Source organism: Nonomuraea sp. NPDC050547 (genome assembly GCF_044457345.1).
Lineage (GTDB): Bacteria > Actinomycetota > Actinomycetes > Streptosporangiales > Streptosporangiaceae > Nonomuraea.
In genome coordinates this window covers 31500-57734 of sequence record NZ_JBITGW010000015.1, presented here as the reverse complement: position 1 = coordinate 57734, position 26235 = coordinate 31500, and the positions used below count along the sequence as shown (strand labels likewise).

The window sequence follows — 26235 nt, the reverse complement described above, 5'->3', positions numbered from 1 at the left end:
GATGAGACTATGTCCGGACTTCTGCTGAAATATCAGGGTCGGCGAAGCGCTCATTGGGCACCTGCGCGTACCACCCCGGACGGCCCGGATCGCGGTCGTACGGATAGCCGCCCCTCTCCCGGTAGAGCTCGGCGTACCGCGCCACCTTGTCCCGGTCCAGCCGGACCCCCAGCCCGGGGCCCGAGGGCACAGCGATCGCGCCGTTCACGTAGGGCAGCTTGCCGCCCTCGATCACGTCGTCGCGCAGCTGGTGGTAGTGGGCGTCGGCGGCGTACCCGAGGTTGGGCAGCACCGCGCCCAGGTGGAGCATGGTCGCCAGCTGGATGCCCAGCTCGCCCGAGGAGTGCACCGCCACGCCCAGTTGGAACGTCTCACACACGCCGGCCGCCTTCACGCACGGCCGGATGCCGCCCCAGAAGGTCGTGTCCAGCAGGATCACGTCCGCGCTGCGCCGCAGGACGTTCGAGGCCAGTTGCTCGAAGTTGACCACCACGGTGTTGGTGGCCAGCGGCACGCGTACCTGCTCGCGGACCTGCCGCAGGCCCTCCAGGCCGAAGACCGGGTCCTCCAGGTAGTCGTTGTTGAGGTCCTCGATGGCCCGGCCGAACCGCAGGCCCTCGGCCATCGAGAGCACGGCGTTCGGGTCGTAGCGCAACCGGTCCTCCGGGAAGGCCGCGGCCAGCGCCCGGTAGCACTCCAGCTCGTAGCCGGGCGGGAAGACGCCGCCCTTGAGCTTGTGCACCGTGAAGCCATGGTCCCGCTTGAGCTCGCGCGCCTGCTCCACCAGCTGGTCGGGGGTCCTGATCTCCTCGTGGCCCTCGGCCGCGTACCGGAAGAACAGGTAGGAGGCGAAGGCCACCTCGTCGCGTACGCGCCCGCCGAGCAGGTCGTGCACGGGCACCCCGAGGTGCTGCCCGACCAGGTCGAGGCAGGCGAACTCGACGGCCGCGAGCAACTGCGTGCGATTGTTGTAGAGCGAGGCGGTGGGATTGGCGATCTTGAAGCGGAGCGCTTCGAGCTGGAACGGGTCGTGGCCGGTCAGGTAGGGCAGCAACGCCCTGAACGCGGCCTCCGCGCTCTCGCCGCCGCCGCCCATCTCGCCCAGCCCGACGAGCCCGTTGTCCGCCTCGACCTCGACGATCGTGCGGACGAATCGGCCCCAGTGGGCGCCGTTGCTGTGCCGCAGCGGCGCTTCGAGCGGGACGGCGACGGTGGTCGCCCGGATGTCAACGATCTTCACAAGTCCCCCAAACGGCGGCCACCCCGCAGGCGGGCAGCACGACCTTGACCGATTCGCCGTCGACCGCCGCGGGCGCCAGGTCGGTGAGCAGCCCCGAGCTGACCTGGGCCGCGCGCAGGCCCGGCAGCGTCACGCGCGCCTCCACCGGCTGCTGCGCCAGCGACTGCAGGCGCACCACCACGCCGTCCGCCGACCGGCCCAGTGAGGTGACCAGCACATCGGGGTGGTCGACGCGGACGTACTCGTGCGCTGCCATGTCCGCGCCGGTCGTCAGGACCCCGATGAACGGCTCGGTCAGCCCCGCCGCGGCTCGCGCGCCCAGGCGCCTGGCCTCGGCTCCGGCCTCCGAGGTGACGGCGTAGCGGAACGTGGTCTCACCCTGTTGCTGGGCGGGGAAGTTGGTGTCCCAGATGTTGTTGAGCGCCCAGGAGTAGACGGTGCCCGCCTCCTCCTCCAGCGTGGGCGGGAACGGCGCGTACGGCATGTGGATGGTGCCGAGCTGCACCAGCGGCGCCTCCATCGTGGCCCAGGCGATGGTCAGCTCGGGGTCCTCGTAGGCGATCCAGTGGCGGATCGGCAGCATGTACTCCGCCGAGCCCGGCACCCGGGGCACTCCGGGCCCGCCGACGCCACCGGTCAGCTCCCAGGCCGCCGGGGCGCCAGCGGCGAACGGGAAGGCCAGGAAGACCGCCTCCTTCGCCGGAGTTCCCTGCTTGGCCAGCTGGTAGGTCAGGTCGAGCCTGGGCACGCCCTTGTGCAGCTCGATCGTGGTGCGCAGCCAGTCGACGCCCTTGCCCTGCAACTCCACGACGAGCTTCTCGCTGACCGCGGTGCGCTGCGCCTTGACCACGGCGGCGTTCCTGGCGATGGCCCGGTCGCCGAGCAGCGTGCGGTCGTGCGCGCCCACGTGTCCCGACATGTGGTTGAAATGCGGAGCGGTGGCGTAGCGGTCGTAGACGTACTGGCCGAAACCGGCGGCGGCGTCGGCGTTGACCAGCTCGCGACCGGCCACCTTGTCGAAGATCGAGCGGACGTAGCCCTCGCGCAGGTCGTAGGTGACCCGGTAGAACTCGTTCTCGATCACCGGCTCCTGGCCCATCTCGACCGGCTCCGGCGCCTGGGTCTCGGCGGCCACGACGTCCACGCGGGCGTAGCCGTATCCGGGTACGTCGGGGACCACCGCGTGCAGGTGACGCCCGATCGGCCGCGTCGGCCAGTCCTCCGGGAGCACGACCTCCTCGTGGTGGGGCAGGATCTGCCCCGTCCTGGCGTCCTTCAGCGCGATCGGCGCCTCGATGGGCACGAGATCGCGCGGCAGGAACGCCTTCACCACGTCGGTCCTGGCGTGCGTGCCCGGGTTGAACACCGCGAAAGAAGCCGCGCCCTCCCCGCTCAGCGCCGCGCCGAACCGGCGGACGGCCGCGTGCAGCAGATCGGCCGCGTCGTCCTGGGCGTCGTAGGCCCCGGCCGACTTCCTGGTCCACTGCAGCCCGCCCGAGTCGCCCGCCTCCTCAGCGTCCTCCCACGGGTTGGCCGCGCCCCAGGTGTGCTCGTTGAACAGCGCCACCTTGTCGTAGGCCAGCGAGATCTGCTCGGTGGCGTCGACACCGGCCAGCGTGTGCAGGGTCTCGGCCGCCCTGAGCGAGGACTGCGCCCGCCGTACGTAACCCAGCGGACGGGCGCCGGAACCGAGCCCGTCGGCCCACCAGTCCGTCCAGTCGCCCTCGTGCACGGCCAGCCGGTCGCCGTACCGCTCCTCGACGTGCTCGAAGAAGTCGCTGTTGACCGCCGAGCGCAGCCTCGGCCAGGCCCACTGCTCGTTCCAGCGCCGCGCGATCGACGCCGGAACGATCGAGGGCCCCGCGTTGTCGGCGTGCGCACCCTGCACCCGCAGATGCAGCACATCCAGCTCGTACGGCTCCCGCGGCGCGTCCGGCCCCTGCCACCCGAACGTCCCCGGCCCATACGGATACCCCCGGGTGGCCAGCGCCGACAGGTAACGCGGCAGCAGGTCGTCGGCCAGCTCGTAGGAGTCGGTCAGCCCGACCGTGTTGCCCTCCATGTACGCCATGCCGTGCGGCGTGTCCGTGAACCACACCAGCACCCGCCGCCCCGACGGCGCCTGCCACCAGAACGGCCTGGTCAGCTTGTCGCCGCCGTGCAGATACGGCACCGACCGCCCGGCCCAGTTGTGCGCCGCGGCCAGATACCGCACGCCGGCCGCGTTGAGCGCGTCCACGAGCCCGACCACGGCGCCGGGCACGTCGGTGTGCATCGCCGACTTGACCGGGAAGTCGAAGACCTGGCGCAGCTGCCGGTAGAGCTCCTCCGTCGAGCACGCCTCGGTGTGCAGCTGGAACGGCAGCGCGGTGACCTCGATGATCCCCTCGCGGGCCGCCCTGTTGAAGCGTTCCACCTGCTCGGCGGGGCGGGCGGCCAGCCACTTCGCCGCGGGCATCGACGACTCGACCGTCCAGCGGAACTTGGCGTCGTCCGGCCACGAGGCGGTCTCGTCGGCCAGCCGTACCGCCGCGTCGAGATACTCCAGGTGGTGGCGCAGAACGGTGCCCTGCGGGTCGGTGTAGCCGATGTCCAGGTGGGAGTGGTGCACGACGAAGACGCTCCACTTGCGCTGCGGCGTCACCGTGACCTCGGCCGAGCCGATCACGCCCGCGGCGTCGCGCACCTCCAGCGTGAACGTCCTGGGCTCGGTCACCTCGGGCACCAGCAGGGTGACGTCGGCGCCGGTCTTTTGATCGACGTCCTTCAGGGACACGACCAGATCGGAGCCGATCAGTCCGGTGCACGACACCCTGACCGCCTGGCGCCCGTCATGGGTGAACAACGGCAGTACGGCCAGCCGTACCTCAAGGCCGCGCACACTGATCACCGGGGTCGAGGTGTCGTGCCGCAGCGCCTGCCTGATCCCGTCGTAGTCCGGGGAACCGAGGCTCCTCTGCAGCAACCGGCTCGTCATCACACACTCCCTAGAGAAAGGCCCCTGGCGAAGAGGCGCTGGGTGGCGAGGAACAACGCGACCGTCGGCAGCGAGACCATCAGGCCCGCGGCCAGGCCGACGGGGACGGGCGTGCCCGCGTAGACGTCGGTGATCAGGCCGTTGAGCGCGACCATGACCGGTCGCACGCCCTCGGACTGGGTGAGGACCAGGCCGAAGATCAGGTCGTTCCAGATGAAGGTGAACTCAAGGATGAAGACCGCGGCCAGCGCGCTCATCGACAGCGGCAGGTAGATGCGGAAGAAGATGCGGAACGTCGAGGCGCCGTCCATCCTGGCGGCCTCGAAGATGGAGAAGGCCACGCCCGAGTAGAAGTTGCGCAGCACGAACGCGGCCAGCGGCACGTTGATCGCGGTGTAGAGGAGCAGCATGCCGACGCGGTCGTCGTAGAGGCCGGCGTCGCTGTAGCCGATGAACAGCGGCACCAGCAGCATCTGTGACGGGAAGATCGTGCCGCCGAAGATGAGCATGAACCACAGGAAGCCGAAGCGCAGCCTGAGCACCACGATCGTGTACCCGGCCATGGCGCCGACGAGCACGCCGAGCAGGGGCGAGACCACGCTGTACAGGGCGGTGCTGGCCAGGCTCTGGGCGAGGTCGGCCCGCTCCAGCGCGGCCGAGAAGTTCTGGAACAACGCGAAGTCGCCCGACGGGACCCACGCGCTGGCCGGGTCGTAGGCGTCGGCCGGGCGCGAGGCGTTGACCAGCAGCAAGTAGGTGGGGCCGAGCCAGATCAGCCCGAGCACCACCAGCACGAGACGACGCATCATCGCACCTGCCTCCTCAGGTAGAGCCAGGAGGCCAGCCCGGCCACCACGGTCAGCAGCACCGCGACCGCGGAGCCGTAGCCGTACTTGGTGGCGACGAACGTCTCGCGGTACATCATCACCGCCAGCGTCTCGGAGTTGCGTCCGGGGCCGCCCTGCGTCATCGCCCAGACGATGTCGAACGTCTTCAGTCCCGCCACCAGCGCCAGCCCCACCACGACCGCGGTCAGCGGGCGCATCAGCGGCCAGATGACGTGCCGGAACAACGACCAGCCCGACGCCCCGTCGAGCCTGGCCGCCTCGATCGGCGCCTTCGGGATCGACTGCAGGCCGACCACGAACAACAGCGTGTTCACGCCGAGTTGCTGCCATGTCCACACCAGCAGCATCGCGACCGTGTTGTGCGGCGCCTCCTGCATGTACGCGGTGTCGGTGCCGAGCAGCAGGTTCGCGATGCCGTCGTGGGACAGGATCGGGCTCCAGACCATGCCGAGCCCGGCGCCGCTCAGCGCGTACGGCAGCATGAACGGCACCCGGAACCAGGCCCCGCCCCTGATGTCGTAGGACAGCACCGCCACCAGCAGGCCCAGCCCGACCGGGAGCACCATCGTGCCGACCACCCAGATCAGCGTGTTCCTGGTCGAGGTGAGCAGCGCCGGGTCGTCGAAGAGCCGGGTGAAGTTGCGCAGCCCGACGAACTCGGGGTCGGCCAGGCCGTCGTAGGCGGTGAGGCTGAGGTAGGCCGTCCACAGGAACGGCGCGTACAGGAGCCCGGCGACCAGGAGGACCGCCGGGGCCACGTACCCGCCCCTGAACCGCCCGAGAATGGGGGCGTTTCTCACTGGTGCGTGCTCCAGTACTCGTCGGCGGCCTTCTGAATCGTCTCCAGCACCTCCTTGGTGGTGCTGGTGTCGGAGACGAACTTGCCGAAGCCGTCGAGCGCGGCCGACAGGATCGGCGGCGGCGTCGCCTCGAAGTAGCGGTTGACCAGGCGGTACTTGCCGCTGCCCGCGTCCTTCGTGATCGCGTTGAGCGCCTCGTCCTTGACCGTGACCTTGGGGTTGGCGCTGACGTCGCCCCTGCTGCTCGCCCACTTCTCCTGGGCCCCGGCGCTCGTCCACCACTTGAGGTACTTCATCGAGGCCTCGGGGTCGGCGGCCTTGTCCAGCGCGCAGAGCGGACCGCTCTCGAAGATGACCGAGGTCTTGGGCAGGGACGTGTTGACGTTCGGGATGACGAAGAAGCCGTAGTCCTTGCCGGGCGCCATACTGCGGGTGGTCATGCTCGTGTTGAAGAACGTGCCGAAGGAGACCATGGCGGTCTTGCCGGTCTTCAGCAGGTCCGCCGGGTCGGTCTTGTCACCGGCGTTCACGAAGTATCCGGCGTCGATGAGTTCCTTCCACTTGTCCATCACCGCGACCACACCCGGGTCGGTGTACTTGGCCTTGCCGGTGGACAACCGGTCGTACAGGTCGGGGTCCATTCCGGCCATGAGCTGCTCGAACCAGACGAAGGAGAACAACACGCTGGTGTGGTAGAAGGGCGTGACCCCGGCCTTCTTCAGCGTGTCCGCGGCCTTGATCAGCTCTTCCCAGGTGGTCGGCGGCTTGACGCCGTGCTTCTCGAAGACCGGCATGTTGTAGAACATGCCCCAGTAGGCGACGTTGAGCGGGACGCAGTACTGCTTGCCGCCGACCGTGTAGTAGGGCGCGAGATCCTGCGGGAGGTCACCCGCCTTGATCGCCTCCTGCCAGACGGCGGTGGTGTCGGCGACCTGCTTCTGCTTGACGATCTCTTCGAGCATCCCCCCGGTCTGCCAGGTGAACAGGTCGGGCTTCACGTCGGTGCGGAACGAGGCCTTGATGAACGCCTGGTACTGCGCCGAGTCGGTGTAACCCACCGGCTTCATCGACAGGCTGATCTGCTGCTTGGACAGGGCGCCCATGCCGTCGAAATACTTGCTCCAGGCGCCTTTGTCGTTGTAGAGCGACAGCTCGCTCTTCTTCTGCGGTGCTGCGGCGTCGTTGCCACCGCAGGCCGCCAGCGTCAGGGTGGCGGCCAATCCGAGCGCGGCCAGAGTGCGCATGCCGGACTCCTTACTCCATGGGGGGATGGTGCAGCCTCAGCTCGACGACGCTCTTCACGTCCGCGAGATGGGCCTTCATCAGCCGCTCAGCGGCCTGGGGGTCACCTGCCTCGATCGCTTCGAGGATCGCCAGGTGTTCGTCGTAGTCACGCCGCCGGTCATCGAAGATCTGCAGGATCTCCCGCTGCTCGTTGGCGTGCACGGTCAGCAGCGAGTCGACGATCTCGTGCAGGACGCCGTTTCCGGCCAGCCGGGCGGTGGCCCGGTGGAAGGTCATGTTGGCGTCGTGCAGTTCGGCGTCCTCGCCGCGCAGGTGGAGCGCCGCCTCGTCGAGCATCGTGCGCAGTGCGGCGATGCCCTCGGCGGTGGCGTGCTGCGCGGCCATGGCCGCCAGCGGCGGCTCGATGACGATGCGGGCGCCGAGCAGCTCCAGGAGCTGGGCGCCGCGCATCTCGCGCATGTTGGGGTTGGGCATGACGAGACGTTCGATCGCGGAGCCGACGTAGATGCCGGATCCGTGGCGCATCTCGATCGCGCCGGTGGCTTCGAGCCTGCGCAGCGCCTCGCGGAGCGTCGGGGTGGTGACAGCGAAGCGCTGGGACAGTTCCCTGGTCGAGGGCAGCCGGTCGCCCGGACGATGACCTCCGGTACGGATGAGCTCCAGCATGCGCTCGGTCAGCGCGTCGGAGAGCGTGGGACGGGTGACTTCGGCCGACATATCAAGTCATCTAATCACCTTATGTGCACTGCGTCTACGAGTGCTTTGGGAGTATTTTGCACGCCATGAAAAGGTTTCTGGCGTGGACGGTGCCCGTTCTCCTGGTGCTCGGCACGGCCGGACTGGGCGCGGCCGGCTGGTACTACTCCGGCATGGTCATCGACCCGTCGGGCGGCCAGAACACCTACCCGCTCGAAGTCACCGAGGCCTCCGGCGACCAGGTCACGCTCAAGGGCGGCGGCGACACGGCCGCGCCCGGCACCTACGGGCTGACGTGGAAGGACGGCAACGCCACGCTGGGCAAGGTGATCTCCACCGGTCCCGGGACGGTGACACGCGAGGTCCTCAAGGTACGGCGGGGCCGGCTGAAGCCCGGGGTCCGCGGCTACCTCGACCGGTGGATGTGGGGGAACGAGGATCCCGAGTCGGCGCTCGGCCTGCCGTACAAGAGCGTGAAAATCCGCTCGGAACTGGGCGAGTTCCCGGCGTGGCAGACGGAGGGCAGGTCGAAGACGTGGGTGATCGCGGTGCACGGGCGCAACGCGAACGCCGGCGAGGCGCTGCGGATCACCCCGGCCTTCCACAGGCTGGGGATGCCGGTGCTGGGGATCAGCTACCGCAACGACACCGGGGCGCCGGCCGGGCCCGACGGGAAGTTCCACCTGGGCGCCTCGGAGTGGAAGGAGGTGGCGGCCGCCATCTCCTACGCGCGTTCGCAGGGGGCGAGCGGGGTGGTGCTGTACGGGTACTCGATGGGCGGCGGGATCGTCGCGATGGCCGCACGCAAGCTCACCAAGGAGCCGATCAGGGGGATCATCCTGGACAGTCCGGTCATGGACTGGAAGGGGCCGATCGAGGCGGGAGCGCGCGAGCAGGGTGTGCCGTTGTGGCTGGCCTCGGTGGGCCGGTTCGTGATCGAGCGGCGGACCGGGATCTCGCTGGCGGAGCTGGATCATGTGGCGCATGCCCAGGAGTTCAGGATGCCGGTCCTGCTGTTCGTGGACGACGCCGACACCGGGGTACCGCCTGGGCCGGCGTTGGAGTTCGCCCGGGTGCGGCCGGATCTGGTGAACGTGATGCGTACGCAGGGGGGTGGACACGTCGGATCATGGAACGTGGACCCGGAAGCCTACGAAAAGACCGTCACCGACTTCGCCACGAAACTGCCCGGGGCATCCACGTGACCCCACCGCTTCTTCCCCGCCAAGCGGGCTCTACGGCTTCTCCTTGAGCAGGGTCATCATCTGGTCGATCTGGGCCTTGCGTGACTTGCTGATCTGGTCGGCCCACTGCTTCACGTCCGGGTTGATCCCGTTCATCGTCTCGATCTTCGCCATCTGGATGGCGTCATCCTGGTGCGCGATCAGCAGGTTGAGGAAGTCAGGCTGGAAGTTCTTCGACCTCGCCAGCCGTTCGATCTTCTCCCGGTCCGTCTCCGGCATCCCGCCATGATGATCGTGGGCACTCGAAGGCGCGACGGTCGGCTGGTCCCAGGAGCGTAACCATTCCATCATCTTCTTGACCTCGTCCCCCTGCGTGGACTCGATCGCCATCGCCATCACCTTGAGCTGCTCCGGGACGGGCTTGGCCCGAGCCTGCTTGACGATCTCGATGCCCTGCCGATGATGCGGGATCATCATCTGCAGGAACATGACGTCCTCGGAGTTGGCCGGCGCCTCGGTCTCGGGCGCGGCGCAGGCGGCCGCCAGTAACAGAAGCCCCAGGGCGAATGCTCTTTTCATCTCGACCCGAGATTGACACGTTACGGCGATCGAGTCGAGACCCGAAGTTCGACCTTAAGTGTGCTTAATTCTCCCTTAAGTATCGCTCCCGGGTGGCCCGCCGTACGCCGACCCTGATCACCCGCCTCAACCCAGACCCCGTACAGCGGTCCGAGCAGGAATGAAGAAGCGCCCCGCAGCCTTCGCCACCTAGCGTCGACGGCATGAACCTCGCACTTCAGTACTGCCACATCACCGTCAACGACCTGGACGAATCGCTCGCCTTCTACCGCGACGCCCTCGGCTTGGAAGTGCGCAACGACGTCGGCTCGGACGTGTCCCGCTGGGTCACCCTCGGCGGCGTGACGCAGCCCGGCCTGGAGTTCGTACTGTCGCAACCGCACGCCGGCCGTTCCCAAGCCGACGGCGACGCGTTGCAGGAGCTTCTGGTCAAGGGCATCCTGCCCATGATCGTCTTCAGCACCGACGACCTGGACGCCACCTTCGAGAAGGTGAGGGCGTACGGCGCCGAAGTGCTCCAGGAACCCATCGACCGCCCCTGGGGCCCCCGCGACTCCGCCTTCCGCGACCCCTCAGGCAACATGGTTCGAATCCAGCAGTCCTGACGGAGGCTCCTCCTGGACCCAGTACGCCGCCCAACCCCCGCCTCCCGCTCGACGGCTACATCGCGGCGGGAGGCCGCTGTGGTCCGCGGAACCCGGCGCCAGCACGCCCCGCCCGCCTCGATGTCCCGTCCGTGGCCGCGTCGATATGCCTTCGCACACTGATGAACGGGGATAAGATCGCGGCGTGTCGCAGGGGGTGACGCTGGGATTAGCGGACGATCTTCGCTGCCCGCAGGCGATACATCAATCTTCATTCGACGAATGCACTTTATTCGTTCCCGAAAGTCGATGAATGGATTGTCGTGTCGCGGTGCTCGGATCTCCCTAAGGGTTGGTAGACGTGAGTTCGGAATCCGGAAAGACTGCCCCACACGTCGAATGGCCCATGGACCTGGACGTCAACGCTCTGCTGGAGAGCGGGTGGTCCCCCACACCTTTCCGCCAGTTTGTCCTTAAAATTCACAGCAGGTGCAATCTTGCCTGCGACTACTGCTACATCTATGAAATGGCCGACCAGGGATGGCGCAGCCAGCCCCGGCGGATGTCGCAGTCGACGATGGACTCCGTCGCGACACGAATCGCCGAACACGCCAGGACGAACCATTTGCCGCGGGTGGAGGTGATTCTGCATGGCGGTGAGCCCCTGCTCGCCGGCGCCGACCACATCCGTTACGCGGTGAACGCCGTACGTTCCGCCGTCGACCCGGACGTGTCGGTGAACGTCCAGGTGCAGACCAACGGCGTGCTCGTGAACTCCGTCTTCCTTGAGCTGTTCGACGAGCTCGATGTCTTCGTCGCGGTCAGCCTCGACGGCGACCGCGAGGCCAACGACCGCCACCGCCGCGGTCCGGCGGGGCAGAGCAGCTACGACCAGGTCCACGCCGGACTGAGCAAGCTCACCTCCGCCGCCTTCCGGCGCCTGTTCACTGGGCTGCTCTGCACCGTCGACCTGCGGAACGACCCCGTCGGCACGTATGAGGCCCTGCTGGCTCACAGCCCGCCGACCGTGGACTTTCTGCTGCCGCACGGCACTTGGGAGACACCCCCACCGGGCCGTCGCGTGGACAGCGAGGACACACCTTACGGCGACTGGCTCATCGCCGTCTTCGACCGCTGGCAGGGCGCGCGGGAGCGCGAGACTCGGGTCCGGTTGTTCGAGGAGATCATCCGTCTCGTACGGGGACGCCCCTCGCGCAGCGAGGTCGTCGGGCTCTCCCCCGTCGCCGTCGTCGTCATCGAGACCGACGGCGCGATCGAGCAGGTGGACAGTCTCAAGTCAGCCTACGACGGAGCCACCCGAACGCCGCTGCACGTCGGCTCACACGCATTCGACGCCGCCCTCATGCTGCCCTCGATCGCCGCTCGGCAGATCGGCGAACGCGCGCTCTCGCATGAATGCCATTCGTGCGAGATACGGCGCGTCTGCGGCGGGGGGCTCTATCCTCACCGTTATCGTCCTGGCACCGGATTCGCCAATCCCAGCGTTTACTGCCGCGACCTCTTCCGGCTCATCAAACATGTGGAGCGCGCGATGTCCTCCCGCGATCGCCGTCCGCGCTTCTCAGATATCGCTCGACCCGCAGAGAGGCAATCTCCCGCCATGACGTTGACGCCGCATCTCCTGCCCAGAGAGATGTTTCTCGAACTCGCCGCGGGTGGGGGCGGCCGCAACGCCGTCGAGCACCTGTGGACCGCGCAGGACAGCAAACGTCTGCTGCTCCTCCGCGGGATTCGCGATCTGGCCAAGGACGACGTCTCTCGAGTGCGGCACGCCTACGATCTGCTCGCCGACGTGCAGGAAACCGCGCCTGAGGTGGCCAGGGCGGTACTTCGCTATCCGACCGTCGCGTCCTGGGGGCTGCGGACGCTTCATGCGCTCAGTGGTCACACACCCTCCGTCCGCTGGGCGAGCGCGACAGGTATGGCGGCGCTCGGGGCGGTCGCGGCGATCCGGTCCGGGCGCGGGGAGACGATCGAGGTGCCCGTGGTGAACGGCGCGGTCGTACTCCCGTCCCTCGGCCGAGCACTCGTCCCTGGGGGCAGCAGGTTCGCCGTCGTCCACACGGAGGACGGCGAGGCGGAGATCCACTGCGGTGGGGTGACCATACGCGTCGGTGCGGACCCCTTGTGGGAAGGCCTGCGTCGCATCCGTGCTTCGCACCGTGGCGTGGAGGTCGAGTTCGTCATCGACGACCTCGACCCTGGGCGGATGCTGGGCGCGAGCCGTACCGATGGCCGGTTGAGCGAGGCGGAACTTCACCAATGGGTGTCGACGCTCCAGCCCGCCTGGGAGATTCTCCTCGACCGGCACCGTCAGGTGTCCGAGGAGATCATCAGCCTGGTCACGGTGCTGACACCGCTGCTCGGGCCGGAAAACGGCACCTCCAGCGCCACGTCCAAACTGGCCTTCGGCAACATCGGGCTCTCCACGCCACCCGACCCGCACTCGTTCGCGGTTACCCTGGCGCACGAGTCCCAGCACACGAAGCTGAGTGGCTTGCTGGACCTGATCCCCCTGATAGAGCCGGACGACGGTAACCGCTACTACGCGCCCTGGCGTGATGATCCGCGCCCGCTGGGTGGCCTGCTCCAGGGAGCGTACGCGCACATGAGCATCGCGGCGTTCTGGGGAGTGGAACGCCAGGAATGGCACGAGGAGGATCTGCTGCTTCGTGCTCACACCGAGTTCGCTCGCTGGCGCGACGGCACGAGGGGGGCGATCCGCGCGCTGCGGTCGAGCGGTCGGCTCACCGCCGAGGGCGAGCTGTTCACCGCGACCATGGCGGACACCATGGTCGCCATGTGCGATGAGGACGTCCCACCCGAGGCCACCCGCCGAGCTCGTGTTTCGGCCGACCGGCACCTGGCTGGTTGGCGCCACCGCAACGGCGAACCATTGGCCGGCGAACTGCCGTCACTCGCATAGCTGAACAGCCCGTTCGATGAGATACCGGGACCGGCGGCGAGACGAGACCATCGCCGGTCTCCAGGTACGTGCTGCTAGATCGGTGGAGGGTCGAAGTCGAGGTCCAGGTGCCGCCCCTCGAGGAAGGCGATGGCGTCGGGATGTTCCAGCCTGAGCTTCTGCTCGTACCGGACGCGAGTCTCCTCCCGGAGACTCTCCGCCTCTTCGACGGCCTCTGACGTGCCGAGGTGCTTGAGGTCAGCCGAAAGGTTGGCGGTGCAGGCGAGGGCCATCGGATGGCTCTGGCCGACGAGTTCCGTCAGCCGGCGGCTGGTGTCCCGGCCACGCTCCACGGCCTCGACGTAGTGGCCCAGCGCCGCCAGGTCGCTCGCCAGGTTCGTCGCCACAGTCAGGTAGTAATGGTGGTGGACGCGCCCCAGGCTTCGTTCGATGTTCTCCAGCGTTTCCTCGTTCAGGTGGCGGGCTCTCTCCGGGTCCTGGCACGTGCGGTACAGCAGCGCCAGGTTGCCTGTGCAGGCGAGATAGTAAGGATGCTCGGTGCCGTAGACGCGCGGATACCGCTTGACGGTGTCGGCCGCCAGTTCCAGTCCCTCCCGCTCCTGACCGTTGTTGCGCTGGAGGTTGGCAAGGGACATGGCGGCGGCCAGCGAGTCGGGGTGGTCAAGGCCATACCTTCGGACATAGCGAGCGTGCACGTCGGTGCACATCTCCAGTGCCTTGCCGAGTTCGCCAAGCCTCCGCCACGCGATGGACAGGTCCTTGGCGGTCCAGAGGTACGCCGGGTGCTCGCCGCCGAGATATTCCAAGCCGAAGGCGAGAGCCTCCTCACCCAGGTCGCAGGCCTCGGCATAGTCGCCGCTCAGGCGGACCGCGCGCGCGAGCGCGTTCCAGTGGACCAGGACCGTGGCCGCTCCCGCCTGCGCGTCCTGCAGCCCGATGAAGGCGATCTCGTGCAGTTCGCGAGCTTGCTTGAACTGGCTGGTGAGACTGTAGTCCAGGGCCAAATTGTTCTTCGCGCGCAGGGTACGCGGATCGTCCGGGCCGAAGGCCACCTCGTGCCGACGTACCGAGTCCTCGTCATGTTGCAGAGCCGCGGCGAAGTCTCCTCGCGCACGCAGGTCGGCGCCGATACCACTGATCAGGAGCAGAAGCTCGTCATCGGGTGTGCCCACTTGCCGCATCTTGGCGTGGGTCCTCTGGTTGAGCTCGTAGACCTCGTTGTACTTGCCCAGTTGGCGAAGGATGTTGCCCTGCTCGCGATAGGCCCTGAGCACGTGGGGATCGGCGGGGCCGGAGTCCTTCTCCCACTGGGAGATGAAGAGGTTGACGAACTCCTGGGCGTAACCGTCGCCGGACATGTACAGGTATCGCGCCAGGTTCAGCGCGAAGTCGCGCACCTTGATGTCTCGGCTCTCCTGGACCCGGGCGGGCACGACGTGCCCCAGGATGCTGCCATAACGGGTCCAGTTCGCCGATTCTTCGGGATTGCCCAGTTGAAGGCCGGTCAGCAACCTGTGAACATCCCCGAGATGCTTGGTCCTCTCCTCGCCCTCGAGCTCGTCACGTACGAGCGCCTGGATCAGCCGGTGCACCTGGATGGTCCGGCTGCCCGGGTCGATGCGCGCGAGGGCGAAGCGGCCCAGCTCTCCTACCGAACGGCTCAGCATGATCGGATTGGCGAGCAGCTCGGCCAGCCCAGGACTGAGGTCTCTGATGCGCTGACTGAACACATCGCGAGGAATCGGCTCCGGACCGAAGAACGCACAGCAACGCAGCAGCTCGATGGCCTCCGGTCGCCGCTCGCTGAGCCTGCCTACCGAGAGATTCCATGCCGCCGTCATCGAAACCGGATATTCCGTCGGCTTGCCCTCATTGAGAAGTTGGCTGGTGTGCTCATTCAGCAACTCGATGTACTCGTCGACGGGCATGCCGGTCTCGGCCTGGAGGGCGCCGGCCTGTTCCAGCGCCAGCGGGAGATCTCCCAGCTGATCAGCGAGTCTGTCGGCATCCTCCGGAGCGATCGCCCTGCGGATCCGTTTGGAGAGGAACGCGATGCTTTCCTCGCGGCTGAAGACGTCAACCGGGACTGCCTCGACAACGTCCTCCCACCGGTGGTTGCGTGAGGTGATCAGAACGTGGCCCGGCCCGTCCGGGATCACGTCCCGGATCTCCTCCGGCTCGTCCGCGTTGTCGAAGATGAGCAGCCAACGGTCGTACGGCTTACCGCGTCGCAGGGCGTCAAGCGCGGCGTTGGCGGCGTCCTCCACGCCGATCGCCGCCGCCGACGGGAGGTCGAGGTAGGGGGCCAGCGCGGCCAGAGACGAGCGGATGAGCACGCGCTGGTCTGCGGAGATCCACCAGACGAGGTCGTACTCGTTGCCATACCTATAGGCGTACTCCACGGCCATCTGCGTCTTCCCGACACCGCCCAGCCCGTGGAGGGCATGGGGAAGCACCTTGGGAAGGACCACCGTGACCTGACCGGCGCTTCCGGTCGTCATCCCTGAGCGTAGTTTTTCGAGAAGGTGTTCCCGGCCGGTGAAGTTCTTGTTTCTGGGCGGAATCTTGCCCCACACCTCAGGGCGCGCCGTTGACCTTCGCGCTTCATTCGGCTGTGTACCGGTCACCGGGCCGCCTCCCAATCACGGCGTTCAATCCGAACATTGAACGACGCGTCGATACGGTCAATTTCGCTGCACGCCAGAATAGGAACTAAAACCGGCCACCTAGACTAAACGCATTCATCAGATAATTATGTCTCACGATGATAACCATTCCAACTGTCCTGGCGGCGCCGTCCCCGTACCCGGGGCGACACGTCAGCTTGTATGCTGATCCGGACACCGGACTGTGACGCGTCAGGCTTGGAGTTTGCTATGGAGCAGCAGGAGAACGAACTGGCAGGCCAACTGCCCAACTGTTCTAGTTTGTCGCTCCGCGACCTGGACGAACTTGACGATTCAGTCTTCGCTGCCGCGATGAGGAATCTGATGTCGCCGGACCGGCGGGATACCGAGGCAATCTCCGGATTTAGCAACTCGGTCGGACATTTCGATAGTGATGAGACATAACTCCACAATCGGGCATGAATCCCCCCGCGATGCTTCCCCGATGCCACTACCTTCGTGCGATCTTTTCGGCCTGCGCTCGATGATGGCGTGAGAGGCGCGGATTCGTCGCCTGGAGAGCTTCGTCGGCGAGGTCCATAGCCAGGTATCGGTCTCCACGCCTGTACAACGACCTGGCGAGGTAGAGCAGAACCATGCCGTGTGACCGTCCCTCGTCGCGAAGCTCGTCGATGGCCCCGCGTGAGACAGGGACATCGAGATGTACCGCGAGGATGTATGCCGCGCGCGCCGACGGCGGAGCGGCGGTGGCGACGCTGCGCAGGTCGTTCAAGGCCTGCCGCGACTTACCCCAGTCCGCGTAGATCTCCCCGCGAATCCGCAGTGCCTCACAGTGCGCTGGATCCCTGTCTAGCACGAAGTTCAGCTCCTTGACCGCTGCCTGGTGCCGGTTTGCGCGCCAGAGCGCCTGCGCGAGTTCCAGCGTGGTGGTCGTCTCCCCTGCCGGGACAAGTCGACCAGCACGTGCGCTGCCAAGTGCGTTGTCGGTATCCCCTCGCATCAAGTGGACACGCGCGATCGCCGCGAACAGATAGGCGACGGCAGGCGACCGGGCGTCGGCCATCGCCGCCATCGCGAGCGCGTTGTCGTAGTTCTGGAGTGCGACGTCGTGCTCCGACCGCAGGTATGCGATGTCGCCCAGGATGACGTAGGCGGAGACATGGATCTCGCTGTGCACCCCCTCGGTCATCGCCAGTACAGCTCGCGCGTACCTTTCGGCGATTCGCAGGTTGTCCGCGGACATGGCTTTCTCCGCCTCCCGCAGAAGGTCTCCCGGGGTGGGATCCGGTCGTGCTGCCGGCGCCTCTCCGAGCCGCTGGAGCGCGCTCGCCATGCGCGGATGCTGAAGCTGGAAACCGTCCTCGTCGCTCAACCGGCAGTACTTGAGAAGGTGGCGGTCCTCCACAGCACGGACAACGGAATCGGTGATCTCTTTCGGACGGTCGTGCCGGGGCGCCGGCCTGGCCTCATAGGTGGATCCCTCGTCTGGCGACGTGGTGAAGGTTCGGCGCATCCAGCCGCCGATCTCGCAGTTCGGCAGGCCGTGGTCGCTGGTCATGGTGAACAGCGTGCGGGTACAGAATTCGGCCAGCATCGCGTCCACGTCGTCGAGCGCCTTCTCGACGGTGGCGGACAGCGTCTTGCCGTCGCGCAGGCCTTCCCAGAGCTCGGTGCACAGTACCTGTAGAAGGACGGGCTCCACGTGCGCGGCACCGGACGTACCGTGCTCGACCGCCAGTTTGTCGACGAGCCGCGCGGGCACGCCGAGGTCGAACTGCTGATGGCTGCCCAGCAGGGGCCGTGACAGCGCGTCGATAGCGGACTGCCGGTCCAGTGGACGCAGGACGTACTGCGCTGGGGTCTCTCCCAGCACCCCGGCGAAGGCACGCGCGTCATCGACACAGTCGGGCCGGATCGACAGGAGCAACTGGACACCGGGGAAGGCCTGGAGCGCGACTCCCAGTTCCTCGCGAAAGCGACGATGTTCCGGCTTCGACGCGCCTGACCGGCGGAGCGCGCTTTCGGCGCCGTCGATCGCGACCAGCGTCGATGCGCCCGGCGGCGCGGCGGCGGTCTGCCGCCGGAAGAACTCCGCGACCGTCAGGCCGACGCTGCGGGCGGGGTCAAGGGTGGGCTGCCACGACGAGAGCAGCGCGAAGAGCGTGCGGCCCCGGGCCGTGAGCAGCGGAGCCGGCAGGGTCTTGCGGTAGCTCAGCTCCCCGATGGGCACCACTCGCGCTCCATCGTTGGCCAGAAACGGAACCAATCCGGCGTGGAGGAGGGAGGTCTTTCCGACGCCCGAGTCTCCGATGAGTAGCGTCACCCGATTTCTCTGCCACAGGTCGGCGACCTCGCGGGTTTCGATACTACGACCGAAGAATCTGGGCTCGTCGTCCATGCGGAACGGCCGTAGCCCGACCCACGGGCTGGCACCGTGCGCGGTCACGCAGAGACTCCTGCCGACAGCCCGACTCGTAGCATCATGCTCTCCCATTCCCCATCGCTGCGGACAAGAACCTGCAGCACACATGGCTGTCCCAGGCTGAGGCTTCCCATGATGGCGATTGGCTTGATACCCGATACGAGCAATACCGCAATCACCCAGAAATCTTCTATCATGCTGCATCTGGCGTTAGAAGTCCCTGGCGGCGGAAACCATCAATCGCGTAACCGCTTTTTCATCATGAGCAACAACTCCATTTATGGCGACCTAAATCGGTGATATTGCTCGTGCCGGCGGGGGTGACGATGCGCGGCAAGGTCGAACGACTCTCCCCGGACGAGCTGGAGCGGATCACACTTGAGCTGCTGAAATACGATCCCGAGCTGAAGCATGATCCCGCGCTTCATCCCGAGATACTCCATGAGATCCGGCGGCGGGCCGATGAGCTCTTCAAGCTGCTGAGCGGAGAGATCGCGGCGGTCGACGAAGCGGGCCGTGCGTGGCGTCAGGTATGGGCCATCGCCGCCCTGACACTTCTCGCCACATCCCTCCTGGTCCTCGGGACCACTTTCCGGGGCACGTTGCTGCTCGGCCTGGTGACGTTGGGAACGCTCACTGCGCTGGCGCAATCGAACGCGATCCGGCGGCGGAGCGTGACCGCGTCCCGAGAGCTCCGAAGAGCTCTGACGTCGCCGCTACGCGCCCTGATCCGTCTCGTGATCAGCGATCTGCAGAGCGACGAGGCGCGCTGGTCCGGCACCCTGCGCACATCCGAGGCTCCCGCGCTGGTGGAGCTCAACATCCAGGACACCATTCCTTCCCGCACGTACGAGCGGCTCCGATCCTTCATCTGCGGACACGAGTCCTCGGCGACCGGGCTGGCCGGCGCGCGGGGCTCGGGCAAGACCACCCTGATGCGCCAACTGCGCCTGGATGAGGGCCTCGACTGTCACATCGCCATGATCAGCACGCCCGTGCAGTACTCCGCCGTGGAGTTCACCCGCCTCATCCACGGCGAACTCGCACAGGTCGGCCTGAAACCCGGCGAAGGAAGTCTCATCCGCAACCGCATGGCGGTACCGGCCGCTCGGGCAGTGGTGCGGACGCTCGTCGCGTCGGTGGCGGTGCTCCTCATGGTGATCTTGTGGATCTACGACAAGAACCGTCCCTCACCCAACACGTTCAACCTCGGCTGGATGGGTTTCGCCACCGTCGTGTTGGGCGCCCTGATAGCCGGGTTCTTCCTCAGCCGGCAGCGGGATCTCTTTCAGCGCCGGACGAAATTGATGGTCCCGCCGCAGACGACGCGCGAGCTCTGCCTACAGCAGCTGGAATTTCTCCGCTGGTCCACAACCGTCGAGCGGAGCGCGAACACCGCGGCCAAGGTCGGCGGGACCGGATTCGAGGGCCTCAGCAAGTTCTCCCGTACCGAACGCGAGGTCACACACGCCGAGTCGGTGCAGGCGCTCCGGCAGTTCGTCGATCAGTTGCTCGCGCTCAGCAACAGACCGGTGATCATCTGCGTGGACGAGCTGGACAAGCTGGCGAACCCGGCCGAGGCCGTTGACGCGATCAACGGCCTCAAGGATCTGTTCCACATAGCCAAGGCGCATTTCGTCCTTTCCGTGTCTTCGGACGCCATGCACAGCTTCGCCGCGCGAGGAGTGCCGGTACGGGACGTGTTCGATTCGGCGTTCGACACCGTCATCTCGGTCGGTCCGCTCTCGCTGGGAGAGTCGCAGACGCTGATCTCTCGGCGTGCGCGCGACTTCTCCAGGGTGTTCGCCCTGTTCTGCCACGCATGGTCCGGCGGCCATGCGCGTGACCTCATCCGGACCGCACGCTCGTGCGTGGAGCAGAAGAGCGAGCTGCAGGGCGAAGAGGAGGCCACCATCGCCCGCCTGTCCCAGCGTGTGCTGCGACAGGACCTGCGCGATGTCGTGGACGCGACCATCGAAAGGTTACGCAGCGAGAGCGACGACCTCGCGAAAGCGATGCTGGACCGGATCCTGACGTTCCAGGAGCGCCTTGAGGACGAGTCCACGGACCTGTACGACCTCGTCGAGGCGAGCGAGTTCCCACCAGAAACCGGGATCGTGACCGTAGAGGCTCAGGCGGCCGCCGCCCTCGCCCCGTACGCGAGGATTGCCGGGCTCTGCGAGCGGCTGTTCTCCGTTGCGCGCCAGCCGGCCGCCTGGCGAACCGAGGCGATGAGCAACGCGATCATCGCGCTGGCGGAGGCCCGCTCCTCTCTCGGGCGACACCCGCGAGAGATCGAGCGGAAGCTGCAGCGCGCCGCCCATGCCTGCGCGGCGGTGGACTCGTCGGGCTGACCACCCATCCGTACACAGCGCCGGACTTGACCATGCACTGCTCAGGACAGAAGGGACCTCAAGCCGCTCGTGGCGGGGCCGGGAATGCCCAAAGTGGCGATGCGCATCCTCCGCCACTCCCAGATGGCGGTCACGATGAACGTCTACCCCCAGGGCTGACCCATAGCCGCTGCACAAGATCGAAAAGGGCCCTTCCGCATCATCCGAAAGGGCCCTCTTGCTGCGGAGCCGCCTTCGGGATTCGAACCCGAGACCCCTTCATTACGAGTGAAGTGCTCTGGCCGACTGAGCTAAGGCGGCGCTGCCGTACAGCGTGATGAAGTCTACAGGAGGCGTGGCACTTCTCGCTCCCGTCGATCAGCAGCGGGTGCCGTCGGCCGGGGTGGTGCGGGTGATGAGGTAGTGGTCCACGTGGGTGTCGATGCAGGTGGAACCGCTGCCGTAGGCGGTGTGGCCGTCGCCTTCGTAGGTCAGGAGGGTGCCGGATTCGAGTTGGTCGGCTAGGGATTGTGACCAGTGGTACGGGGTTGCGGGGTCGCGGCGGGTGCCGAGGACCAGGATGGGGGCGGCGCCGGCGGCGCGCAGGGTCGCGGGGGGCTCTGGGGCTGAGGGCCAGAAAGCGCAGGGGAGGATGCTCCACATGACGTAGGAGCCGAAGACGGGGGCGGCTTCTGCAGCGGTTGTGGCGGCTTGGGCCAGGGCTGAGGTGCTGGGTGGGGTGGGGGTGTCGGCGCAGGTTACGGCCATTCCGGATTCGGTCTGGTTGGAGTAGGTGCCGTCGTCGGCGCGACCTACCAACTGGTCGGCAGAGGACAGGAGCAGGGTGCCGTTGCCCTTCTGGGCTTCGGCCAAGGATTCGGACAGGGCCGGCCAGGTGTTCCGGTCGTATAGCGGGGTCAGGGCTCCCAGCGTTGCCAGGGCTTCTGTCACTGGGCGGCCGGTTTCGCTGGTCAAGGGGTCTTTGTCGGTACGGCGGAGCAGCTCCGACATCTCGGCCAGGGCGTTTTCTGGGGTCTTGGCGGTGAAGGGGCAGGACTGGGAGGTCAGGCAGTCCTTGGCGTAGGCGCGGAAGGCGATTTCGAAGCCCTTGGCCTGGTCGAGATTGAGGCGTTGACGGGTGATCGCCGGGTTCATGGCGCCGTCGAGGACCAGGGCGCGTACTTTGCCGGGGAACAGGTGGGCGTATGTCGCGCCCAGGAGGGTTCCGTATGACTTGCCGAGGTAGGTGAGCTTTTCGTCGCCCAGGGCGGCCCTGAGGAGGTCCATGTCTCGGGCGGCGTTCGTGGTGCTGACGTGCCTGAGGAGCTTCGGGGAGCTTGCCTGGCAGGCCTTGGCGAAGTCCTTCGAGGCCTGTTCCAGGGCGGACTGCTCGGGCTGGGTGTCGGGAGTGCTATCCAGGGCGATGAACGCGGACAGCTGGTCGTCGCTCAGGCATTTGATAGGGGTTGATGCGCCTACGCCTCTGGGGTCGAAGCCGACGATGTCGAACCGGGCGCGGATGTCCTGGCTGAGCATGGCGGGGGCGGCGCGGGCGTAGTCGATGCCGGATCCGCCGGGGCCGCCCGGGTTGATCAGCAGGGAGCCGATGCGGTCGCCGGTGGCCGGGAGGCGGATGACGCTGATTTCGATGTGTTCGCCCACTGGTTGGGCGTGGTCCAGGGGGACCCGGAGGCGGGCGCACTCGAAGTCGTCGCCGCAGTCGGACCAGGCCAGGGTCGCGGGCGTTGGGGGTCGGGCGCTCGCGCAGCCGGAGGTCAGCAGCATCAGGGCGGCTAGGAGGGCTCGGCACCACACTGTCGCCATGCTACGCCGAGTCGGTGGCGGCCACGGGCCGGGTCCAGACATGTCCTCTGCGCGAACCAGCGGGCGCCGTCTCCTAAGCCGCGCGATAGCGGGCGCCGTCCCCCGGGCGCCGTCTCCTAAGCCGCGCGATAGAGGGCTCCGGCCTCCCAAGTCGCGCGATAGCGGGCGCCGTCCCCTGGGCCCCGCGGTAGCGGGCGCCGTCTCCTAAGCCGCGCGGTAACGGGCGAGGAAGAGGTCGACGCCTGAGGTGATGATCTCCTTGAGGTCGACCTCCGCGTCGGCGTCGAACGTGCGGACCAGCTGCGGCACGCCGATCGTGGCCGCTACGAGCTGCCGCACGGCGAGGACCGGGTCGGGCACGCTGATTCGCCCGCGCTCATGCAGGATCTCGAACGCCTCCACGAGCGGCTCGTTGTTCATCTTGTCGCTGATGCGGTACCACGCCTTGCCGAGCTGCGGAAAGCGGTCGATCTCGCCGATGACCAGCCGCCGCAGGGCCATGATGTCGGGACGTAGGAGGATCTCCGCCCATTCGGTCATCAGGCTGATGAGGGCCGTTCGCAGGTCGTCCGCCTGGGCGATCTTCGACTTGCAGGGCTCCAGATGCGCGTACGTCTGCGGCAGGATCCCCCCGATCACCGCCAGGAAGAGCCGCTCCTTGTTGCCGAAATGCTTGTAGATCGTGGGTTTGGACACCCCGGCCCGGGAGGCGATGGCATCCACCGATGCGGCTGTATATCCCTCTTTGAGGAACTCGACCTTGGCCGCGTCGATGATCGCTTCGCGCTTGCGCTGCGAAACGTTGACCGCATCGGGGATGATCGGAAGGCCGAATTCGTCAACGTTCATGCGCGTAAACTACACCGTTTGGTGTCCTCTCCTTGACCAGCGGGACGACCTCGGTCGCGAAGCGCACCACCTGATCGGTCGACTGCTGCTCCGGCCAGAAGACGAATGTGGTGAAGGGCTGCTCGATAGCGAGCTTCGCCAGGAAATCGGCCCACTGGTCAGGCGTGCCGCGTACCGGATCGGCGCCGTGTTCGGGTAGTTCGCCCGGGGTGGTGGTGATGGTGCCGACGATCTGCGCCATCCGCATGACGGCGGCCGGATCGCGGCCTTCGGCGCGTGCCGCCTGGTCGATGAGGGAGTTCGCCTCGGGCCAGGCCTCGTACGGCAGATACGACGGGATCGGCGCGGCCCACCCGTCGGCCCTCCGGCCGGTGAACCGCAGCGCCCGCGGCCCCTGCGCGCCGACCCAGATGTTGATCGGGTGGGCCGGCGGTGGCCCGGCATGCACGCCGTCGACCGTGTAGTGCTCACCGCGCAGCCGTACCGTGGGCTGGTCCGGGCTCCACAACGCGCGCATGATCTCCATCGCCTCGCCGAGCGCGTCGAGAGCCGCCGCGGGCTTGAGCTCGGGCACGCCCATACTGGCGATCGCCCGCCAGTAGCCGCCCGCACCGATACCCAGCTCAAACCGCCCACCAGAGGCCAGATCCAGGGTTGCCGCAGTATTGGCGAGTACGGCCGGCGGACGCAACGGCAGGCTGGCGACATCAGGGAAGAACCGGATCCGCTCCGTGTGCTCCAGCAAGGTGCCGATCAGGGCAAAGGCGTCAACTTGGGAGGGGGCATAAGGATGATCCTGTACGCCGACCAGGTCAAGGCCGGTCTCCTCGGCAACGGTGACCAGTTCGCGATGAGCGGCTATGTCGGGTGTCGGGACAAGGGAGAAACCGAAATCCATGACAAACCTCCGAATATGATCTCCTCTCGAAACTAAACCGTTCAGTATCCACTGTCAACTACACCGTTCAGTGTTGCCCGCCGCGTGACCGCGCCACCTGTGACGGCGCTGCGAGGGTCAGCCCACGGAGGAGACCCATGGGGAAGGCACGAGCCGTCCACGGGCTACCAGGTGACCGCTCATTCGGGCGCCACAGCGGCGCACTTAGCCCAAATGCCCATCCGGGTTCAGGAGGTCGGGGTGCCGTCGGGGTTGGCGCCTTCGGGGCCGTACTGCTTTTCGTGTTGCTGGCGGGGCGAACACACCGACGCCGACGGGCAGGCGCATCGGCGGCCCCCGTCGTCCAGCCGGACCAGCACGGTGTCCGACGGTACGTTGTGGCCCATCACCGTGCCGTCGCCCTGGGGCGTGGCCACCCGGCTGCCCGCTTTCGGCATCCGGTAGCGCGTCTCGACGTACAGCGGATGCTCGTACTTGAGGCAGCACATGAGGCGCCCGCACGCCCCCGCGATACGCAGCGGGTTGACCGGAAGGTCCTGGTCCTTGGCCATGCGGACCGACACCGGTTCGAAGTCCTTGAGGAAGGTCGCGCAGCACAGGTCACGGCCGCACGGGCCGATGCCGCCCTGGAGGCGGGCTTCGTCGCGGGGGCCGATCTGGCGGAGTTCGACCCGGGCGCGGAGGTTGCGGGCCAGGTCGCGGACCAGCGCCCGAAAGTCGACCCGGTGCGGCGCGGAGAAGTAGACGGTGTAGACGTTGTCCTGGTCGAGGTAGTCGACGCCGACCACCTTCATGGGCAGGCTGTGGCGTTTGATCAGCCGCTTGGAGACGCTGCGGGCTTCCGCGCGGCGGCGCTTGTTGCTCTCGTCACGGGCCAGGTGCTCGTCGCCGGCGACGCCCGCGCACACGGGCAGCCCGTCGATGTCCTCACTCGAGTACTGCGGCGCCCACACGCACTCCGCCACCTCGGGACCCGAGTCGGTGGGCACCAGAACCTTGTCACCGACCTTGGGACTGTGCCCGCCCGGATCGAGGTAGTAGAGCCTCCCGTAGCGTGTAAAGCTCACGGCCATGATCATTCCCATGGGCTAGAGCTCGCCTCCTGACGGCCTCGGGGGTGCCTACCCTTGCCACACTACGTGCGCGGGCCGCCCAAACGTGAGAGTCACTAGCACTACTTTCCCCGCCCACCCAAGATCCTCTCGCGACCGGGGCTGCGGTGGGCCCGACCCGGTGCGTGATCAACCCAGGGGTCGGGCCGAGCGGTCAGCACGAGGTCGACGCGGGGCACGGGTACTCCACTACCCGCTCCACACCTGCCAGGGACTCGATCACCTTGATGACACGTGCGTGATCAGCGTCCGGGTGGAGCAGAAGCCGGATGGACTCGTTCATGTCCTCGGGCGTCTGGCCGGCTGTGGCGCCGATGCCCTGCTGCGCCTTCCAGGCCATCTCCCGAGTCTCGACCAGGATGTCCGCCACCTCGGGCAGCGAACGGAGCGCGTCGTGCGCGGCCTTCACCTGCTCCGGTGTCGCCCCGTTGCCACGTTTCGAGGGCTCGTCTTCACACAGCGCGCCGGATCCGCCGCGTCTGCACATGAAGACCGAGATCGTACGCTCCTGCGGCCAGCCCTCCGGCAGCCCCGCGGCCATCCTCCGCCGAATCATGCTGGAGTCCACTACCTGCACGACCCCGGGCATGGCCTTGACCTCGGCGATCAGCGACTTGTAGTCGGCACCTGGTCTGATCTTCACCCGGAACGACTCCGGCATGTCCTGCACCCGGACAACCTTCTTGACGCTCTCGGAGATGAGGTCATCGGCCTGGAAGTTCTTGAACGCCTCTCTCTGGTCCTCGAAAACCAAGGTCTCCACCCATGGAGCGCTCAGCAGGGCCCGCCGGACGGCCAGGCGCTGCTCCTTCGTGATGGCCTCACCCTCGCAGGACGGCTGCGCGGGGTTTTCGCCGTGGCAGAGAAAGACGGACAGATCGGCCATGCCGCTGTTCGGCGGCAGCACCGCGGCGGCAGTGCTCAGAGTGCCCCCGGAGGGCGAGGTGACCATGACCCCCGTCATCACACCGGCCGCCACCACGACCGAGGCCACCGTCACCCACCGTCGGCTCGCCCGCGGGATCAGCAACCGCACACGCGCCCAGCTCACCCCGATCCACCGCGGGTCA

The 26235-nt window shown here is 67.2% G+C and carries 19 protein-coding genes and 1 tRNA gene; 5 read left to right on the top strand and 15 right to left on the bottom strand.

The features are described 5' to 3' along the window. Positions 1 to 7: 7 nt before the first annotated feature. From ACIBHY_RS33525 to ACIBHY_RS33500, 6 genes are read right to left on the bottom strand one after another with little or no spacing between them, the layout of a single operon-like run. Entirely contained in the window at positions 8 to 1240 is a 1233-nt protein-coding gene (locus tag ACIBHY_RS33525) for an enolase C-terminal domain-like protein (RefSeq protein ID WP_397308799.1), read from the bottom strand. Next, complete coding sequence (locus ACIBHY_RS33520) at positions 1227 to 4217, bottom strand: glycoside hydrolase family 38 C-terminal domain-containing protein (protein ID WP_397308798.1); 2991 nt, start codon at positions 4215 to 4217, stop codon at positions 1227 to 1229. The genes ACIBHY_RS33525 and ACIBHY_RS33520 overlap by 14 nt, the downstream gene beginning before the upstream one ends. Beyond that, entirely contained in the window at positions 4217 to 5026 is an 810-nt protein-coding gene (locus tag ACIBHY_RS33515) for a carbohydrate ABC transporter permease (RefSeq protein WP_397252794.1), read from the bottom strand. The genes ACIBHY_RS33520 and ACIBHY_RS33515 overlap by 1 nt, the downstream gene beginning before the upstream one ends. Beyond that, the gene (locus tag ACIBHY_RS33510) at positions 5023 to 5865 is read right to left on the bottom strand and encodes a carbohydrate ABC transporter permease (protein WP_397252795.1); all 843 of its coding nucleotides are present in this window, start codon (positions 5863 to 5865) and stop codon (positions 5023 to 5025) included. The genes ACIBHY_RS33515 and ACIBHY_RS33510 overlap by 4 nt, the downstream gene beginning before the upstream one ends. Continuing rightward, on the bottom strand, positions 5862 to 7109 hold the full coding sequence (locus ACIBHY_RS33505) for an ABC transporter substrate-binding protein (protein WP_379611986.1): 1248 nt from the start codon (positions 7107 to 7109) through the stop codon (positions 5862 to 5864). The genes ACIBHY_RS33510 and ACIBHY_RS33505 overlap by 4 nt, the downstream gene beginning before the upstream one ends. Positions 7110 to 7119: 10 nt before the next feature. Continuing rightward, a complete protein-coding gene (locus tag ACIBHY_RS33500) occupies positions 7120 to 7827 on the bottom strand; it encodes a FadR/GntR family transcriptional regulator (protein ID WP_184971428.1) in 708 nt (235 codons plus the stop codon). Between the two features lie 65 nt (positions 7828 to 7892). Between ACIBHY_RS33500 and ACIBHY_RS33495 the strand changes: the two genes are divergently transcribed. Beyond that, positions 7893 to 9011 carry an alpha/beta hydrolase gene (locus tag ACIBHY_RS33495; RefSeq protein WP_397308797.1) on the top strand — a complete coding sequence of 373 codons (1119 nt, stop codon included), beginning with the start codon at positions 7893 to 7895 and terminating at the stop codon, positions 9009 to 9011. Between the two features lie 30 nt (positions 9012 to 9041). Here the strand turns inward: ACIBHY_RS33495 and ACIBHY_RS33490 are convergent, their stop codons facing one another. Beyond that, on the bottom strand, positions 9042 to 9569 hold the full coding sequence (locus tag ACIBHY_RS33490; RefSeq protein ID WP_397252797.1) for a DUF305 domain-containing protein: 528 nt from the start codon (positions 9567 to 9569) through the stop codon (positions 9042 to 9044). A 203-nt stretch (positions 9570 to 9772) separates the two neighbouring features. On the opposite strand from ACIBHY_RS33490, the gene ACIBHY_RS33485 reads away from it, so the two are divergent. Together ACIBHY_RS33485 and ACIBHY_RS33480 are read left to right on the top strand one after the other, a co-directional pair. Next, entirely contained in the window at positions 9773 to 10174 is a 402-nt protein-coding gene (locus tag ACIBHY_RS33485) for a VOC family protein (protein ID WP_397308796.1), read from the top strand. Between the two features lie 385 nt (positions 10175 to 10559). After that, the gene (locus tag ACIBHY_RS33480; protein WP_397308795.1) at positions 10560 to 13100 is read left to right on the top strand and encodes an FxsB family cyclophane-forming radical SAM/SPASM peptide maturase; all 2541 of its coding nucleotides are present in this window, start codon (positions 10560 to 10562) and stop codon (positions 13098 to 13100) included. A 74-nt stretch (positions 13101 to 13174) separates the two neighbouring features. Here the strand turns inward: ACIBHY_RS33480 and fxsT are convergent, their stop codons facing one another. Then, positions 13175 to 15727 carry an FxSxx-COOH system tetratricopeptide repeat protein gene (fxsT, locus tag ACIBHY_RS33475; RefSeq protein WP_397252800.1) on the bottom strand — a complete coding sequence of 851 codons (2553 nt, stop codon included), beginning with the start codon at positions 15725 to 15727 and terminating at the stop codon, positions 13175 to 13177. A gap of 249 nt (positions 15728 to 15976) precedes the next feature. On the opposite strand from fxsT, the gene ACIBHY_RS33470 reads away from it, so the two are divergent. After that, on the top strand, positions 15977 to 16171 hold the full coding sequence (locus tag ACIBHY_RS33470; protein ID WP_397308794.1) for a hypothetical protein: 195 nt from the start codon (positions 15977 to 15979) through the stop codon (positions 16169 to 16171). Between the two features lie 46 nt (positions 16172 to 16217). On the opposite strand, the gene ACIBHY_RS33465 is transcribed toward ACIBHY_RS33470, so the two are convergent. Beyond that, on the bottom strand, positions 16218 to 18173 hold the full coding sequence (locus tag ACIBHY_RS33465) for a tetratricopeptide repeat protein (protein WP_397308793.1): 1956 nt from the start codon (positions 18171 to 18173) through the stop codon (positions 16218 to 16220). Between the two features lie 272 nt (positions 18174 to 18445). On the opposite strand from ACIBHY_RS33465, the gene ACIBHY_RS33460 reads away from it, so the two are divergent. After that, on the top strand, positions 18446 to 20503 hold the full coding sequence (locus ACIBHY_RS33460) for a P-loop NTPase fold protein (RefSeq protein ID WP_397308792.1): 2058 nt from the start codon (positions 18446 to 18448) through the stop codon (positions 20501 to 20503). 226 nt (positions 20504 to 20729) lie between these two features. Here the strand turns inward: ACIBHY_RS33460 and ACIBHY_RS33455 are convergent. From ACIBHY_RS33455 to ACIBHY_RS33430, 6 genes are all read right to left on the bottom strand, one after another. Then, positions 20730 to 20803: transfer RNA gene (locus ACIBHY_RS33455), tRNA-Thr, on the bottom strand. 57 nt (positions 20804 to 20860) lie between these two features. Beyond that, a complete protein-coding gene (locus ACIBHY_RS33450) occupies positions 20861 to 22306 on the bottom strand; it encodes an alpha/beta hydrolase (RefSeq protein WP_397308791.1) in 1446 nt (481 codons plus the stop codon). Positions 22307 to 22510: 204 nt separating this feature from the next. Continuing rightward, complete coding sequence (locus ACIBHY_RS33445) at positions 22511 to 23155, bottom strand: TetR/AcrR family transcriptional regulator (RefSeq protein ID WP_397308790.1); 645 nt, start codon at positions 23153 to 23155, stop codon at positions 22511 to 22513. Further along, complete coding sequence (locus ACIBHY_RS33440) at positions 23145 to 24053, bottom strand: LLM class flavin-dependent oxidoreductase (RefSeq protein WP_397308789.1); 909 nt, start codon at positions 24051 to 24053, stop codon at positions 23145 to 23147. The genes ACIBHY_RS33445 and ACIBHY_RS33440 overlap by 11 nt, the downstream gene beginning before the upstream one ends. Before the next feature lie 227 nt (positions 24054 to 24280). Then, positions 24281 to 25126 (bottom strand): stage 0 sporulation family protein, encoded by an 846-nt coding sequence (locus ACIBHY_RS33435; RefSeq protein WP_397252810.1) that lies wholly within the window; start codon positions 25124 to 25126, stop codon positions 24281 to 24283. A gap of 193 nt (positions 25127 to 25319) precedes the next feature. Beyond that, positions 25320 to 26159 carry a permease-like cell division protein FtsX gene (locus ACIBHY_RS33430; protein ID WP_397308788.1) on the bottom strand — a complete coding sequence of 280 codons (840 nt, stop codon included), beginning with the start codon at positions 26157 to 26159 and terminating at the stop codon, positions 25320 to 25322. Positions 26160 to 26235 lie beyond the last annotated feature (76 nt).